At 70.7% G+C, this 14,840-nt stretch carries 13 protein-coding genes; 2 read left to right on the top strand and 11 right to left on the bottom strand.

Annotated elements, in window-relative coordinates; all coding sequences use genetic code 11:
- Positions 1-94: 94 nt before the first annotated feature.
- The 9 genes from metK to carA form a co-directional block, all read right to left on the bottom strand.
- On the bottom strand, positions 95-1,288 hold the full coding sequence (gene metK / locus AC6CCG_RS17940) for a methionine adenosyltransferase (RefSeq protein WP_496655958.1): 1,194 nt from the start codon (positions 1,286-1,288) through the stop codon (positions 95-97).
- A 48-nt stretch (positions 1,289-1,336) separates the two neighbouring features.
- A complete protein-coding gene (gene coaBC / locus AC6CCG_RS17935; protein WP_496655957.1) occupies positions 1,337-2,572 on the bottom strand; it encodes a bifunctional phosphopantothenoylcysteine decarboxylase/phosphopantothenate--cysteine ligase CoaBC in 1,236 nt (411 codons plus the stop codon).
- Between the two features lie 25 nt (positions 2,573-2,597).
- Positions 2,598-2,918 (bottom strand): DNA-directed RNA polymerase subunit omega, encoded by a 321-nt coding sequence (rpoZ, locus tag AC6CCG_RS17930; RefSeq protein WP_179747841.1) that lies wholly within the window; start codon positions 2,916-2,918, stop codon positions 2,598-2,600.
- A 31-nt stretch (positions 2,919-2,949) separates the two neighbouring features.
- Positions 2,950-3,588 (bottom strand): guanylate kinase, encoded by a 639-nt coding sequence (gene gmk, locus AC6CCG_RS17925; RefSeq protein WP_496655956.1) that lies wholly within the window; start codon positions 3,586-3,588, stop codon positions 2,950-2,952.
- A complete protein-coding gene (gene mihF / locus AC6CCG_RS17920) occupies positions 3,585-3,929 on the bottom strand; it encodes an integration host factor, actinobacterial type (RefSeq protein WP_312878793.1) in 345 nt (114 codons plus the stop codon). The genes gmk and mihF overlap by 4 nt, the downstream gene beginning before the upstream one ends.
- 287 nt (positions 3,930-4,216) lie before the next feature.
- Positions 4,217-5,047 carry an orotidine-5'-phosphate decarboxylase gene (gene pyrF / locus AC6CCG_RS17915; RefSeq protein WP_496655955.1) on the bottom strand — a complete coding sequence of 277 codons (831 nt, stop codon included), beginning with the start codon at positions 5,045-5,047 and terminating at the stop codon, positions 4,217-4,219.
- Entirely contained in the window at positions 5,044-6,141 is a 1,098-nt protein-coding gene (locus tag AC6CCG_RS17910) for a quinone-dependent dihydroorotate dehydrogenase (RefSeq protein WP_496656288.1), read from the bottom strand. The genes pyrF and AC6CCG_RS17910 overlap by 4 nt, the downstream gene beginning before the upstream one ends.
- A gap of 5 nt (positions 6,142-6,146) precedes the next feature.
- The gene (gene carB / locus AC6CCG_RS17905) at positions 6,147-9,461 is read right to left on the bottom strand and encodes a carbamoyl-phosphate synthase large subunit (RefSeq protein WP_496655954.1); all 3,315 of its coding nucleotides are present in this window, start codon (positions 9,459-9,461) and stop codon (positions 6,147-6,149) included.
- Entirely contained in the window at positions 9,461-10,639 is a 1,179-nt protein-coding gene (carA, locus tag AC6CCG_RS17900) for a glutamine-hydrolyzing carbamoyl-phosphate synthase small subunit (protein ID WP_496655952.1), read from the bottom strand. The genes carB and carA overlap by 1 nt, the downstream gene beginning before the upstream one ends.
- Positions 10,640-10,857: 218 nt before the next feature.
- Between carA and AC6CCG_RS17895 the strand changes: the two genes are divergently transcribed.
- Both AC6CCG_RS17895 and AC6CCG_RS17890 read left to right on the top strand, forming a co-directional pair.
- The gene (locus AC6CCG_RS17895; RefSeq protein ID WP_496655951.1) at positions 10,858-11,427 is read left to right on the top strand and encodes a MarR family winged helix-turn-helix transcriptional regulator; all 570 of its coding nucleotides are present in this window, start codon (positions 10,858-10,860) and stop codon (positions 11,425-11,427) included.
- A 45-nt stretch (positions 11,428-11,472) separates the two neighbouring features.
- Positions 11,473-13,740, top strand: coding sequence for an MFS transporter (locus AC6CCG_RS17890; RefSeq protein ID WP_496655950.1), 2,268 nt, complete (start codon positions 11,473-11,475; stop codon positions 13,738-13,740).
- 92 nt (positions 13,741-13,832) lie between these two features.
- On the opposite strand, the gene nusB is transcribed toward AC6CCG_RS17890, so the two are convergent.
- Both nusB and efp read right to left on the bottom strand, forming a co-directional pair.
- Positions 13,833-14,246 (bottom strand): transcription antitermination factor NusB, encoded by a 414-nt coding sequence (gene nusB / locus AC6CCG_RS17885; protein WP_496655949.1) that lies wholly within the window; start codon positions 14,244-14,246, stop codon positions 13,833-13,835.
- A gap of 8 nt (positions 14,247-14,254) precedes the next feature.
- A complete protein-coding gene (gene efp / locus AC6CCG_RS17880) occupies positions 14,255-14,818 on the bottom strand; it encodes an elongation factor P (protein ID WP_496655948.1) in 564 nt (187 codons plus the stop codon).
- Between the last annotated feature and the right edge of the window lie 22 nt (positions 14,819-14,840).

Here is a 14,840-nt window from a genome sequence, read left to right as displayed (position 1 = left end):
TTGCTGAGCCCGGAAACCCAAAACGTTCCCTGAGCCTGTCGAAGGGCCGGCTCGGGCTCGCCCTTCGACGGGCTCAGGGAACGGAAGGACGGGGTCAGCCCTTGACGGCCTGGGCCAGCGCCTCGGCGCGGTCGGTCCGCTCCCAGGTGACGCCGGGCAGATCGCGACCGAAGTGGCCGTACGCGGCGACCTGGGCGTAGACCGGGTTCTTCAGGTCCAGGTCACGGATGATCGCGGCCGGGCGGAGGTCGAAGGTGGCCAGCACGGCCTGCTGGATCTGCTCCACCGGGACCGCCTCGGTGCCGAAGGTCTCCACATAGAAGCCGACCGGCTGCGCCTTGCCGATGGCGTACGCGATCTGCACCTCGCACCGCTTCGCCAGGCCCGCGGCCACGACATTCTTGGCCACCCAGCGCATCGCGTACGCGGCGGACCGGTCCACCTTCGACGGGTCCTTGCCGGAGAACGCGCCGCCGCCGTGGCGGGCCATGCCGCCGTAGGTGTCGACGATGATCTTGCGGCCGGTCAGGCCGGCGTCGCCCATCGGGCCGCCGATCTCGAACCGCCCGGTCGGGTTGACCAGCAGCCGGAAGTCGGTCGAGTCGATCGCGTAGTCGTCCAGGACGGCCTCGACGACATGCTTGCGGACGTCCGGCGTGAGCAGCCGGTCCAGGTCGATGTCGGCCGCGTGCTGGCTGGACACGACGACCGTCTCCAGCCGGGCCGGGCGGTCGCCGTCGTACTCGATGGTGACCTGGGTCTTCCCGTCCGGCCGCAGGTACGGCATCGTGCCCTCCTTGCGGACGGCGGACAGCCGCTCGGCCAGCCGGTGGGCCAGGTCGATCGGCAGCGGCATCAGGCTCGGGGTCTCGTCGCAGGCGTAGCCGAACATCAGGCCCTGGTCGCCGGCGCCCTGCAGGTCGAGCTCGTCGGCGGAGCTGCCGGTCCGCTTCTCGAACGCCGTGTCCACGCCCTGCGCGATGTCCGGGGACTGCTGCCCGATCGCGACCTGGACGCCGCAGGAAGCACCGTCGAAGCCCTTGGCCGAGGAGTCATAGCCGATGTTGATCACCCGGTCCCGGACGATCTTCGGGATCTCGACGTACGCCTCTGTGGTGACCTCGCCGGCCACCACGACCAGTCCGGTGGTCACCAGGGTCTCCACCGCGACCCGGCTGTTCGGGTCCTCGGCGAGCATCGCGTCCAGCACCGAGTCGCTGATCTGGTCGGCGATCTTGTCCGGATGCCCTTCGGTCACCGACTCCGATGTGAAGAGCCGTCCAGCCATGTCATCTCCCCTAGCGTGTGTCTCGTATCGGTGGGTTCGCCCCGCACCCTATCGCCGTGCGCGCAACTCCACCGCGATGTCCAGAACTCGGTGCGCCAACGTGTCCTTGGTCCCGGACCAAGGACCATGCCGGCCGCCACCGTACTGGGTCGAGGTGAACACCGAGATCTCGCTCGTCGAACTGCCGAACACCTTGCCGCCGCTGACGTCGTTGATCACCAGCGCGTCGCAACCCTTGCGAGCCAGCTTCGCGGCGCCGAGCTCGGCGAGCGTTGCGGTCTCGGTCGGCGTCTCGGCGGCGAACCCGATGATCACCTGGCCCGGATCGGTCCGGTCCCGGACCAGCCCGGCCAGCACGTCGGTGGTCTGCTGCAGCTCGAGCCTCAGACCGTCGTCGCCCGACTTCTTGATCTTGGTCTGGCTGGCCTCGGCGGGCCGGAAGTCGGCCGGTGCGGCGGCCATCACGACGATGTCGGCGTCCTTCGCGGCCCGGGTCATCGCCTGGGCCAGGTCACCGGTGGAGCCGATCCGGTCGAGCTCGATGCCGGGCGGCGGCGGCAGTTCGACGTTGGCGGCGACCAGCCGGACCTCGGCGCCGCGCAGCACCGCGGCCCGGGCCAGCGACCAGCCCATCCGGCCGGACGAGGCGTTGCCGAGGAAGCGGACCGGGTCGAGGTGTTCCCGGGTGCCGCCGGCGCTGACCGCGACCCGCAGGCCGGCCAGGTCCCGCCGGGCAGCTCGTACGGCGAGGTCGGGATCGGCCAGGATGCCGAACGCGATCGAGGCCAGCTCCTCCGGATCGGGCAGCCGGCCGGGCCCGGAGTCGGCGCCGGTCAGCCGGCCGCTGTCCGGGTCGACCACCACGGCGCCGCGGTCGCGCAGCGTGGCGACATTGTGCTGGGTCGCCGGGTGCAGCCACATCTCGGTGTGCATCGCGGGCGCGAACACGACCGGGCAGCGGGCGGTGAGCAGGATGTTGGTGAGCAGGTCGTCGGCCCGGCCGGTCGCGGCGCGGGCCAGCAGGTCGGCGGTGGCCGGTGCGACCAGCACCAGGTCGGCCTGCTGGCCGAGCGCCACGTGCGGCACCCGGTGCGCGTCCTGCCAGACCTCGGTGCTGACCGGCTGCCCCGAGAGGGCGGCCCAGGTGGCCTCACCGACGAACCGCAGCGCCGACTCGGTGGGCACGACCGTCACCTCGTGCCCGTCGGCCTTGAGCCGGCGCAGCAATTCGCACGCCTTGTACGCGGCGATGCCGCCGGCCACACCCAGAACGATCCGGCTCATCTCGGCACCTCTGGGTGTCGTCGGATCAGGCGGAGGCGGGGCCGTCGCCGAACGGCTCGTCGGTCACCTCGACCGGCGCGTCGCCCTCGCCGTCGATGTCGGTGCAGGTCAGTACGCCGGCGTTGACCTCGCGCAGCGCGATCGACAGCGGCTTCTCCTGGACCGAGGTCTCCACCAGCGGGCCGACGTTGTCCAGCAGGCCCTCGCCGAGCTGCGAGTAGTAGGCGTTGATCTGGCGGGCCCGCTTGGCGGCGTAGAGCACCAGCTTGTACTTGGAATCGGTGTGCTCGAGGAGCTCGTCGATCGGCGGGTTGGTGATGCCTTCGGGCGTGGCGGTGTTGGACAAGGTGGTCCTTCGGAAGGTCTTCGGACGGGAGTTATCGGTCCACCTGCGCGGACAGACCCAACAACACTACCAACTCGGCCACGGCCTGGTCGATTTCGGTGTTGACGACGATGTGGTCGAACTCGTCGACGGCCAGCATCTCCTCGCGCGCCGTGGTCAGCCGCCGCTCCCGTTCCTCGGCGGACTCGGTGCCGCGGCCGACCAGGCGGCGCACCATCTCGTCCCAGGACGGCGGCATCAGGAACACGTACTGCACGTCGGTGGGCTCGATGCCGCCGGCGCCCCGGCCCGGGTCGCAGGCCAGTTTCACCTGGCGGGCGCCCTGCAGGTCGATCTCCAGGATGGCCGGCCGGCCCGCCGCGAGCGCGGCCCGGACCGGCTCCCGCGGCGTGCCGTACCGGTAGGAGTTGTGCACGACGGCCCACTCCAGCAACTCGCCGTCGGCGATCAGCCGGTCGAACTCGGCATCGTCGACGAACAGGTAGTGCACGCCGTCGACCTCACCCGGCCGGGCCGGGCGGGTCGTCGCCGACACCGACACGAACACCTCCGGCCGGGTCTCGCGCAGCCGGCCCACCACGGTGCCCTTGCCGACCGCGGTCGGCCCGGACAACACGGTGAGACGCGGCCGCCGGTCGTCGTTCCCGGGTCCCGCAGTTGACCCGGTCACGATCCGTTGCGGCTGGAACGGCTGGTCCGAGCCTCGAACTCGGCCAGCAATCCGGTCGCCTGATGTCGGCCGAGCCCGCGTAACCGGCGGTTCGGCGCGATCTCCAGTCGATCCATGACTTGCGCGGCGCGGACGTCTCCCACCCGCGGCACGCACTTCACGATGTCGACCACCTTGATCTGTGCGATCACGTCATCGCTCTCGGCCAGGCTCAACACCTCGGCCAGGGTCTGCTCGCCGGCCCGCAGGGCGCGTTTCACCTCGGCCCGGCGGCGCCGTGCTTCGGTGGCGGCGTGCCTGGCCTGCTCGCGCTGGGCGTCACTCAGCGGCGGAATGGTCACAATCCCCCTCGTCTCCAGGTTCGTTCGTCGGTACGGCAGCGCCGTCGCAACGGGCCCGTCCCGGCATGATCAACATCGCTGCGGCGTGATCAAGATCGGTGCGGCGGGCACTGCGGTGGGTCAGGGGGAAACCTATAGCAAGGCGCCCGCCGAGTTCACCCGACCCACCAGACCTGTGACACCCCGGTAACCTCCCGCCTGACCGGGCGGCCATCGGCGTGTCCGGAGGCGTCGAACGGCCGGTCCGCCGGCCCGGTGCGAGCACAGCCGGACGGGATACGGCAGGGTCAGCGGATGGCGGCGATCCGGGCGTTCAGGGCGGCGGCGACGCGGCGGAGCGACTCGGGGTCGGGGCCCGCGGCGAGGACCTCTCGGCTGGCCGACGGCAGCACCAGTGGGGTCGCCGCGCCGAAGATCGCCGGCAGGTGTTCCGGCTCGCCGCCCTGGGCGCCGACGCCCGGGGCCAGGATCGAACCGTTCAGCCGGGTGAAGTCCAGGCCCGGCGGTTCGATGGTGGCGCCGACGACGAGACCGACCGAGCCGAGCGGGCCGGCCTCGGCGTTACGCGCGGCCGCCCAGTCGAGCACGGTCTCGGCGACGCTGAGTCCGCCGTCCAGCCGCGCCTGCTGCTGGGCCGGGGCCTCCGGATTGCTGGTCAGCGCCAGCACGTAGATGCCGCGACCGTGCTTCTCGGCCAGGTCGGCGGTCGCGGCGAACGTCTCCACGCCGACGTACGGGGCGACGGTGATCGCGTCCGCCGCGAGGGTGGAGCCGTCGGCCAGGTAGGCCGCGGCGTAGGCGTCCATGGTGGAGCCGATGTCGCCGCGCTTCACGTCCAGCAGCGAGATCGCGCCGGCCTGGGCGATGTCGGCCAGCACCAGTTCCAGAACGGCGATCCCGGCCGAGCCGTACGCCTCGAAGAAGGCCGACTGCGGCTTGAACACCGCGACCGTCTCGCCGAGCGCCTCGATCACCCCGCGGGCGAACCGCTCCAGGCCGGCGGCGTCGCGCGGCAGGTCCCACCGGTCCAGCAGGCCGGGGTGCGGATCGACGCCGACGCACAGGGCGCCCCGTTCGCCGACCGCGGCTGTCAGTCGCTGTCCGTACGGTGCCGTCATGACGATTCCTCTCTCCGAGAGCCGGTCGTGAGGGCGCGCCGGCCGCGCCCCGCCGTGACCCGGCTGGGCCCCTTGTCGATCGCCCGGATCAACCCCGGGCCGGCATAGATGAAGCCGGTGTAGAGCTGCACCAGCGCCGCCCCGGCGTCGAACATCGCCCGCGCGTCGTCCGCGGTCAGGATGCCGCCGACGCCGATCACCGGCAGCGTCGTGCGTTCGGTCAGGAACGCGACGACGGCACGTGCCCGCCGGGTCAGCGGGGCTCCGGACAGCCCGCCCGCCTCGGCGGCCAGCCCGAGGTCGGCGTAGCGGATCCCGTCCCGGGCGAGCGTCGTGTTGGTCGCGATCAGGCCGCTGACGCCGCACTCGGTGCAGACGCCGAGCAGTTCCTCGAGCGCGTCCTCGGTGAGGTCGGGCGCGACCTTGACGAAGACGGGCACCGGGCGGAACTGGCCGGCCGAGCGGATCGCGCTGAGCAGGTCGCGCAGGGCGCCGGCCTCCTGCAGCGTGCGCAGGCCCGGCGTGTTCGGGCTGGACACGTTGATCGCGACGTAGTCGGCGTGCGGCGCCAGCAGCCGGTAGGAGGTCAGGTAGTCCTCCGTCGCCTGCTCCAGCGGCGTGATCTTGGTCTTGCCGAGCGAGATCCCGATCGGCATCCCGGCCACGCCGTTGCCGCGCCAGACGCCGGCCGCCGCCAGCCGCCGGGCCAGGACCTCGGCCCCGGCGTTGTTGAAGCCCATCCGGTTGATGATCGCCTCGCTGGCCGGCAGCCGGAACAGCCGGGGCCGGTCGTTGCCGGGTTGGGCCCGTGCGGTGACGGTGCCGAGTTCGGCGTGTGAGAAGCCGAGCGCCGACCAGGCGAGCACGGCCCGGCCGTCCTTGTCCAGGCCGGCGGCCAGGCCGACCCGGCCCGGGAAGTCGATCCCGGCGACCCGGACCGGTTCGCCGCGCCGGTCCAGCGCCAGCCGGACCAGGCGGCGCAACACCGGCGACGCCCCGACGCGTTCGATCAGGGCCAGGGTGCGTTCGTGGACGGCCTCGGCGTCACCGCCCGCCATGGAGAACAGCACCGGCCGCACCAGCCGCCGGTACATGGCGCTCACCGGTCCAGCTCGGCCGACCAGGACTGCAGCGAGCGCACCGAGAGGATCCCGGTCCGGACCGACTCGATCCCCTGCACCGCCGCGGCCAAGCCCTGCACCGTGGTCACGCACGGGATGTTGCGCAGCACCGCCGCGGTTCTGATCTCGTACCCGTCGTAGCGCGGCCGGCCGTCCTCGCTCAGCCCGTGCGGCGTGTTGAAGATCAGGTCCACCTCGCCGTCCAGGATCGCCTGGACGATCGTCTTCTCGCCGCTCGGGCCGGGGCCCTGGGTGTGCTTGCGGACCGAGGTGACGGCGACGCCGTGCCGGCGCAGCATGGACGCGGTGCCGGTGGTCGCGAGGATGTGGAAGCCGAGGTCGGCCAGCCGCTTGACCGGAAAGATCACGTGCCGCTTGTCCCGGTTGGCCACCGAGACGAAGACCGTGCCCTTGGTCGGCAGCGGACCGAACGCGGCCACCTGGCTCTTCGCGAACGCGGTGCCGAACTCGTGGTCGAGCCCCATCACCTCGCCGGTGGACTTCATCTCCGGGCCGAGGATGGTGTCGACCGAGATTCCCTCGACGGTACGGAAGCGGTTGAACGGCATCACCGCCTCCTTGACCGCGATCGCGCCGCCCGGCCGGTCCACGCTGCCGTCGCCCTCGCGCCGGAGCAGGCCCTCACCACGCAGGTCCGCGACGGAGGAGCCGAGCATGATCCGGGCGGCCGCCTTGGCCAGCTGGGTGCCGGTTGCCTTGGACACGAACGGGACCGTCCGGGACGCCCGCGGGTTCGCCTCCAGGACGTAGAGCGTGTCGCCGGCGAGGGCGTACTGGATGTTGATCAGGCCGCGCACTCCGACGCCGCGGGCGATCGCCTCGGTCGAGGTCCGGATCCGTTCCATCACGGCCGCGCCGAGGGTGATCGGCGGCAGCGCACAGGCCGAGTCGCCGGAGTGCACCCCGGCCTCCTCGATGTGCTCCATCACGCCGCCCAGATAGAGCTCCGTGCCGTCGTACAGGGCGTCGACGTCGATCTCCACCGCGTCGTCCAGGAACCGGTCGACCAGCACCGGGTGGGCCGGCGACACCTCGGTCGCCCGGGCGATGTAGGACCCCAGCGAGGCCTCGTCGTAGACGATCTCCATGCCCCGGCCGCCGAGCACGTACGAGGGACGCACCAGCACCGGGTAGCCGATCTCGTCGGCGACCCGCTTCGCCTCGGCGAAGGAGCGGGCCAGTCCGTGCTTCGGCGCGGGCAGATCGGCCTCGGCGAGCACCTCGCCGAACGCGCCGCGCTCCTCGGCCAGATGGATCGCCTCCGGGCTGGTGCCGACGATCGGCACCCCGGCGTCCTTGAGCGCCTGGGCCAGCCGGAGCGGGGTCTGCCCGCCGAGCTGGACGATCACGCCGGCGATCGGCCCGGCCTTGGCCTCGGCATGCACGACCTCGAGAACGTCCTCGCAGGTCAGCGGCTCGAAGTAGAGCCGGTCCGAGGTGTCGTAGTCGGTCGACACGGTCTCCGGGTTGCAGTTGACCATGATCGTCTCGTAGCCCGCCTCGGAGAGCGCCATCGAGGCGTGCACGCAGGAGTAGTCGAACTCGATCCCCTGCCCGATCCGGTTCGGCCCGCTGCCCAGGATCAGCACCGCCGGCCTGGTCCGCGGCGCGACCTCGGTCTCGAAGTCGTACGAGCTGTAGTGGTACGGCGTCCGGGCCGCGAACTCGGCGGCACAGGTGTCCACGGTCTTGTAGACCGGCCGCACCCCGAGCGCCCACCGGACGCCGCGGACGACGTCCTCGCTGAGCCGGCGCAACGCCGCCAGCTGGGCGTCGGAGAAGCCGTGCCGCTTGGCCAGCAGGATCAGCTCCGGCGTCAGCTCGGGCGCGTCCTTGATCGTCTCGGCGATCTCGGTGAGCAAGATCAACTGGTCGATGAACCAGGGATCGATCTTGGTCGACTCGTGCACCTGTTCCGGCGTCGCGCCGGCCCGCAGCGCCTTGATCACCAGGCCGAGCCGGCCGTCGTGCGGCCGGGCCGCCCGCTCCAGCAGGTCGGTGACGGACTCCGTGACCGGGTTCGCGAAGTCGAACGGGGCCCGGGAATCCTCCAGGCTGCGCAGCGCCTTGCCGAGCGCCTCGGTGAAGTTCCGGCCGATCGCCATCGCCTCGCCGACGCTCTTCATGTGCGTGGTCAGCGTGGAGTCGGCGGAGGGGAACTTCTCGAAGGCGAACCGGGGCACCTTGACGACGACGTAGTCCAGGGTCGGCTCGAACGACGCCGGGGTCTCCCGGGTGATGTCGTTGGGGATCTCGTCCAGCGTGTAGCCGATGGCCAGCTTGGCGGCGATCTTGGCGATCGGGAAGCCGGTCGCCTTGGAGGCCAGCGCGCTGGACCGGGACACCCGCGGGTTCATCTCGATCACGATCATCCGGCCGTCCTCCGGATTGATCGCGAACTGGATGTTGCAGCCGCCGGTGTCGACACCGACATCGCGGATGATGCCGATCGCGACATCGCGCATCCGCTGGTACTCGCGGTCGGTCAGGGTCATCGCGGGCGCGACGGTGATCGAGTCGCCGGTGTGCACGCCCATCGGGTCGAGGTTCTCGATCGAGCAGACGATCACCACGTTGTCCGAGGCGTCCCGCATCACCTCCAGCTCGTACTCCTTCCAGCCGAGGATCGATTCCTCGATCAGCACCTCGGTGGTCGGGCTGGCGGACAGGCCGGCGCCGGCGATCCGGCGAAGATCATGCTCGTCGTGGGCGAAGCCGGAGCCGACGCCGCCCATGGTGAAGCTGGGTCGCACCACCAGCGGGTAACCAAGATCATCAGCGGCCGCCAGCACATCGTCCATCGAGTGGCAGATGATGCTGCGGGCCACCTCGCCCGGTCCGCCGGCGATCCCGGTCAGGCCCTCGACGATCGTCTTGAACGTCTCCCGGTTCTCGCCGCGCTGGATCGCCTCGACCGAGGCGCCGATCAGCTCCACGCCGTACTGCTTGAGCACGCCGCGCTCGTGCAGCGCGATCGCGGTGTTCAGCGCGGTCTGGCCGCCCAGCGTGGCCAGCAGCGCGTCCGGCCGCTCCTTGGCGATCACCTGCTCCACGTACTCCGGCGTGATCGGCTCGACGTACGTCGCGTCGGCGAACTCCGGGTCGGTCATGATCGTCGCCGGGTTGGAATTGACCAGGATCACCCGGAAGCCCTCGGCCCGGAGCACCCGGCAGGCCTGGGTGCCGGAGTAGTCGAACTCGCAGGCCTGGCCGATCACGATCGGGCCGGAGCCGATCACCAGCACCGAGGAGATGTCGTTGCGCCGCGGCATCAGTGATCACCTCCGGCCTTGCGCTCCATCACTTCGATGAAGCGGTCGAACAGGTAGTCCGCGTCGTGCGGGCCGGCCGCCGCCTCGGGGTGGTACTGCACCGAGAAGGCGATCAGGTTGCCGTCGGCGTCGTTCAGCTGGACGCCCTCGACGACCTGGTCGTTCAGGCAGAGATGGCTCACCGAAGCCTTTCCGTACGGAGTCTCGCGGACCTCGTCCGGATCCGCCTCGACGGCGAACCCGTGGTTGTGCGCGGTGATCTCGACCCGCCGGGTGGTCAGGTCCATCACCGGCTGGTTGATCCCGCGATGGCCGTACCCGAGCTTGTAGGTGCCGTAGCCGAGGGCCCGGCCGAAGACCTGGTGGCCGAAGCAGATGCCGAAGTACGGCAGCCCGTCGGCCAGCGCCCGGCGCAGCAGGGCGATCGGGCCGGTCGCCGCCGACGGATCGCCGGGACCGTTGGAGAAGAAGACCCCGTCCGGCTGCAGCGCCAGCAGTTCGTCATACGTGATCGTGGACGGGACGACGTGCACGTCGATGCCGCGTTCGGCCATCCGCTGCGGCGTCATCGCCTTGATCCCGAGGTCGACGGCGGCGACCCGGAACCGGGCCTCACCCTTCGCCGGCACCAGGTACGGCTCGGTCGCGGTCACCTCGTCGGCCAGGTGCGCGCCGTGCATCGACGGCGACGCCTTGACCCGTTCCAGCAACTCGTCCGGCGAGGCGCCGGTGCTGGAGATGCCGACCCGCATCGCACCCCGCTCGCGCAGGTGCCGGGTCAGCGCGCGGGTGTCGATGTCGCTGACGCCGACGATGCCCTGCGCCTCGAGCTCGTCGGTCAGGCTGCGCCGGGCGCGCCAGTTCGAGGGGACCCGGGCCGGGTCGCGGACCACGTACCCGGCGACCCAGATCTTGCCGGACTCGTCGTCCTCGTCGTTCCAGCCGGTGTTGCCGATGTGCGGCGCGGTCGCGATCACGACCTGACGGTGGTAGCTCGGGTCGGTCAGCGTCTCCTGGTAACCGGACATCCCGGTCGAGAACACCGCCTCTCCGAAGGTCTCCCCCACCGCGCCGAAGGCTCGGCCCCGGAAGGTGGTGCCGTCCTCGAGCACGAGGAGTGCCGGAGTGTCGGCTCCGGAGGTGGGGTCTGCGGGCGCGCGCGAAGGCGATTCGGGCATGACCGTCCTTTCCTGCCTCACGGGACAGGTCTTAAAGGTTGGCGAGATCCGTAGCAGCGTATCAGTGGCACACCAGTGTTCTGCGTCACGCACGACCCTGCCACGGAAGCGATAGTTGCCCTATGAAAACATTCGCGATATAGTTTCATTCGCTAAGTAAACAACTCGCTTCGGGAGCCACCACCGTGTCCAGTTCTTCCTCACGCCCAATGGCGGACGTGTCCGACCCGCAGGCTCCGCGACCCGACCCCGGGTCGCCGCATCCGGCCGGGCTGGAACGGACCCCGACCGTCGAGCTGCTCGAGACGTTCGGCCAACTGATCCGTACCGCGCGGGCCCTGAACCACCGGCAGACCGAGGAGCTGGGCTTCAGCGGCACCCCGTTCGGCATCATCAAGCTGCTCGCCGACGGCGACCGGCGGCCCGGCGACCTCGCGGCGGAGCTGCAGATCGCGCCGTCGGTGGTGTCCCGAGCCCTGGTGCCGCTGGAACGCGACGGGCAGATCGAGCGCCGGCTCGACCCGAACGACGCCCGCTCGTTCCGACTGGCGCTGACCGAGGCCGGCCGGGCCCGGCTGGCCCAACGCCGCGAACTGATCCAGGCCAAGATCGAACGCCTGCTCCAGGACTGGCCCGAGGAGGACATCGCCACCATGACGACCCTGATGCGGCGGCTGGAGGCCACCATCCAGGCCCACGCCGACGAACTCCTGCAACCTCCGGCCGAACGGGCCGAGCCGCCTCCCCCGCCGCCGAACCAGTCCACCGCCCAGGCCGTGCCGGCCTGATCGACCGGCCGACGAACCCCTCACCAGAACGGAACTTCTCCACCCATGTCCACCACCGCCGTTGCCGAGCAACGGATGCCGCAGCCGCAGGCGATGAGCCATCGCCGGATCCTGGAATCGCTGACCGGGATGCTGGCCGCACTGTTCACCGCGATGATCTCCTCCAACATCGTCGCGACCGCACTGCCGGTGATCATCGGTGATCTCAACGGCACCCAACGTCAGTACACCTGGGTGATCACCGCGTCGCTGCTGGCGACCACGGTGAGCACGCCGATCTGGGGCAAGCTGTCCGACCTGTTCAACAAGAAGCTGCTGATCCAGCTGTCGATCGGGATCTTCGTGATCGGCTCGGTCGCCGCCGGCTTCGCGACGACGGTGCCGTGGCTGATCGGGTTCCGGGTCCTGCAGGGACTCGGCATGGGCGGACTGACCGCACTGGTCCAGGCGATCATGGCCTCGATCATCGCGCCCCGGGAACGCGGCCGGTACTCCGGCTACATGGGCGCGGTGATGGCGGTCAGCACGGTCTCCGGCCCGTTGCTCGGCGGCTTCATCGTGGACAGCGCCCTCGGCTGGCGCTGGTGCTTCTTCGTCTGCGTACCGCTGGCGATCATCTCGCTGATCGTGCTGCAGCGGACCCTGCGGGTGCCGACGCTGCGGCGGCCGGTCAAGATCGACTACGTCGGTGCGCTGCTGATCTCCGTCGGGGCCAGCCTGCCGCTGCTCTGGGTGACCTTCGCCGGCACCGAGTACGCCTGGTGGTCCTGGGAGACGCTGGCCTTCCTCGGCGCCACCGCGATCCTGATCACGATCGCGATCATCGTCGAGCTGCGGGTCAAGGAACCGCTGGTGCCGCTGCGGGTGCTGAGCAACCGGACCGCGGCGCTGATGATCATCGCCAGCGCGGCGGTCGGCATCGGGATGTTCGGCGGAGCCACCTTCCTCGGTCAGTACTTCCAGCTGGCCAAGGGCTACACGCCGACGCACGCCGGCTTGATGATCATCCCGCTGATGACGGCGATGCTGCTCTCCTCGACGATCTCCGGCCAGATCATCACCCGGACCGGGCGCTGGAAGGGCTTCCTGATCGGCGGCGGCATCCTGCTGGTCGCCGGCCTGGCCGGCTTCGGCACGATCACCCACACCACGCCGGACTGGCAGACCTGGGTCTACATGGCGCTGATGGGCCTCGGCATGGGCGCGATGATGCAGAACATCGTGCTCGCGGTGCAGAACACCATCGACGTCCGCGACATCGGCGCCGCCTCGGCGACGCTGGCCTTCTTCCGGACCCTCGGCGGCGCGATCGGCGTCTCGGTGCTGGGCGCGGTGCTCGCGGCCCAGGTGAAGACCGACGTCACCGCGGGCCTGGCCAGCCACGGGATCCAGATCCCGGGCGGCGGCGGCAACCTGACCCTGGACTTCTCCCAGCTGCCGCCGGCCGTGCTGGAGATCGTCCGGGCCGCGTACGGCGACGCGACCGGGCACATCTTCCAGATCGCGGCGATCGTGGCCGTGGTCGCGCTGATCGCGGTGATCCTGGTCCGCGAGGTGCCGCTGCGCACCACGGTCGAGCTGGTCAAGCAGCCGGCCGCGGCGGAGCCGGACGGCCCGGCGCCGCAGCTGGGCGGCACCGCCGCCCAGGCCGGTGCGACCGGCGGGGTCGCCACCGTGACGCCGGCTGACGTGGCCGTCGCCTCGGCGGAGGTTCCGCTCGCCCCGGCGGCCGTACCCGTGGCCGAGGCCGAATCCGTCCGCGCAGAGGCTGCCGCCGCTGCCGGTTCCTCGGCGAAGCCCGCCCAGGACCCGGACGACACGGAGCCCGGGAAGCCGTTCCTGCCCGAGGCACTGGACGATCCGACCGAACGGATCTCGGTCGCCGCGCTCGACGTCCTGGCGGCGGCCCAGGCCAGCTCCCGGGACCAGGCGAAGGCCTCCGACGAGGCCGTCGACAAGGTCCGGACCGCGCTGGACGAGTTGGAGGGCCGGATCGACACCGCGATCGGCGACTTCCACCAGGCACTGGCCGCGGTCCGGGACAGCCTGGCCGAGCCGAACGAGGCGGCCTCGCTGGGCCGGGACGGCGTCGGCGGCAACGAGCTCCGGTCCTACGAGTACGGCCTGCTGGTGAACAGCCAGCGGACCGCCGACCGGGTGACGACGCAGGCCCAGCGGGACGCCGAGCGGATGCTCACCGAGGCGAAGACGGAGCTGGCCGACCTGGAGTCGCGGATCGAGCAGCTGCGCAAGGTCGAGGAGAAGCTGCGCGACGAGGTCGGCGACCGGCTGCGGGACGCGCCGCTCGGCTGAACCGCCCAGATTCGACGCAACCGCCGTCTTCGAGCCCCGATTCGGGGCCGAGGGCGGCGGTTGCGTCGGATCTGAGCGGGTGTGCCGCCGGTTCAGTCCGGGGTCGGAGCCGGCTTGGTCGCGACGATCTTGCCCAGCAGGCCGTTGACGTAGGCGGGCGAGTCGTCGGTCGACAGGTCGCCGACCAGGGTCAGCGCCTCGGAGACGGCGACCGAGTCGGGCACGTCCAGGTAGTCGATCTCGAGCACCGCCAGCCGGACCGTGTTGCGGTCGACCCGCGGCATCCGCTGCAGGCTCCAGCCGCCGGCCAGAGCACCGACGATCCGCTCGTCGATCTCACTCGCGTGGGCGACCACGCCCTCGATCAGTTCCCGGGTGTAGTCGCGGACCGGCGGATCGGCGTCCGCGGTCCGTTCGGCCAGGGTCTCCAGCGGATCCCGGGCACGCAACTCCGATTCGAACAGGATGTCGAGCGCGCGTTTCCGGGCCTTGCTGCGGGCGGACATGGAGGCGATCAGCTGCCGATCCGGCCGAGGTAATCGCCGGTCCGGGTGTCCACCTTGACCTTCTCGCCATTGGTGACGAAGAGCGGCACCTGCACCTGCAGTCCGGTCTCCAGCGTCGCCGGCTTGGTGCCGCCGGTGCTGCGGTCGCCCTGCAGGCCCGGCTCGGTGTACGTGATCTCCAGCTCGACCGAGGCCGGCAGGTCGATGTACAGGGGGTTGCCCTCGTGGATCGCGACGGTGGCCGTCTGCTCCTCGAGCAGGTAGTTCTTCGCGTCGCCGACGACGGCGTCGGGGATCGACAGCTGCTCGTACGTGGTGAGGTCCATGAACACGAAGCCCGCACCGTCGTGGTACAGGTACTGCATGTCCCGCCGGTCGACCGTCGCGGTGTCCACCTTGGTGTCGGAGTTGAACGTCTTGTCGACGATCTTGCCGGAGAGGACGTTCTTCAGCTTGCTCCGCACCACGGTGTTGCCCTTGCCGGGCTTGTGATGCTGGAACCACAGCACGGTCCAGAGCTGGCCGTCCAGGTCGAGCACCATGCCGTTCTTCAGGTCGTTGGTTGAGACCACGCGCGTTCCTTCTTGTTCTTGC

This window comes from Microlunatus sp. YIM B11417, from assembly GCF_059617205.1.
This window is presented reverse-complemented; position numbering and strand designations above follow the sequence as displayed.

Excerpts from the sequence above, each read along its gene's own strand:
- pyrF (WP_496655955.1), bottom strand. The coding sequence starts at position 5,047 with ATGACGGCACCGTACGGACAGCGACTGACAGCCGCGGTCGGCGAACGG.
- AC6CCG_RS17910 (WP_496656288.1), bottom strand. The coding sequence starts at position 6,141 with ATGTACCGGCGGCTGGTGCGGCCGGTGCTGTTCTCCATGGCGGGCGGT.
- carA (WP_496655952.1), bottom strand. The coding sequence starts at position 10,639 with ATGCCCGAATCGCCTTCGCGCGCGCCCGCAGACCCCACCTCCGGAGCC.
- carB (WP_496655954.1), bottom strand. The coding sequence starts at position 9,461 with ATGCCGCGGCGCAACGACATCTCCTCGGTGCTGGTGATCGGCTCCGGC.
- coaBC (WP_496655957.1), bottom strand. The coding sequence starts at position 2,572 with ATGAGCCGGATCGTTCTGGGTGTGGCCGGCGGCATCGCCGCGTACAAG.
- metK (WP_496655958.1), bottom strand. The coding sequence starts at position 1,288 with ATGGCTGGACGGCTCTTCACATCGGAGTCGGTGACCGAAGGGCATCCG.
- nusB (WP_496655949.1), bottom strand. The coding sequence starts at position 14,246 with ATGTCCGCCCGCAGCAAGGCCCGGAAACGCGCGCTCGACATCCTGTTC.
- AC6CCG_RS17890 (WP_496655950.1), top strand. The coding sequence starts at position 11,473 with ATGTCCACCACCGCCGTTGCCGAGCAACGGATGCCGCAGCCGCAGGCG.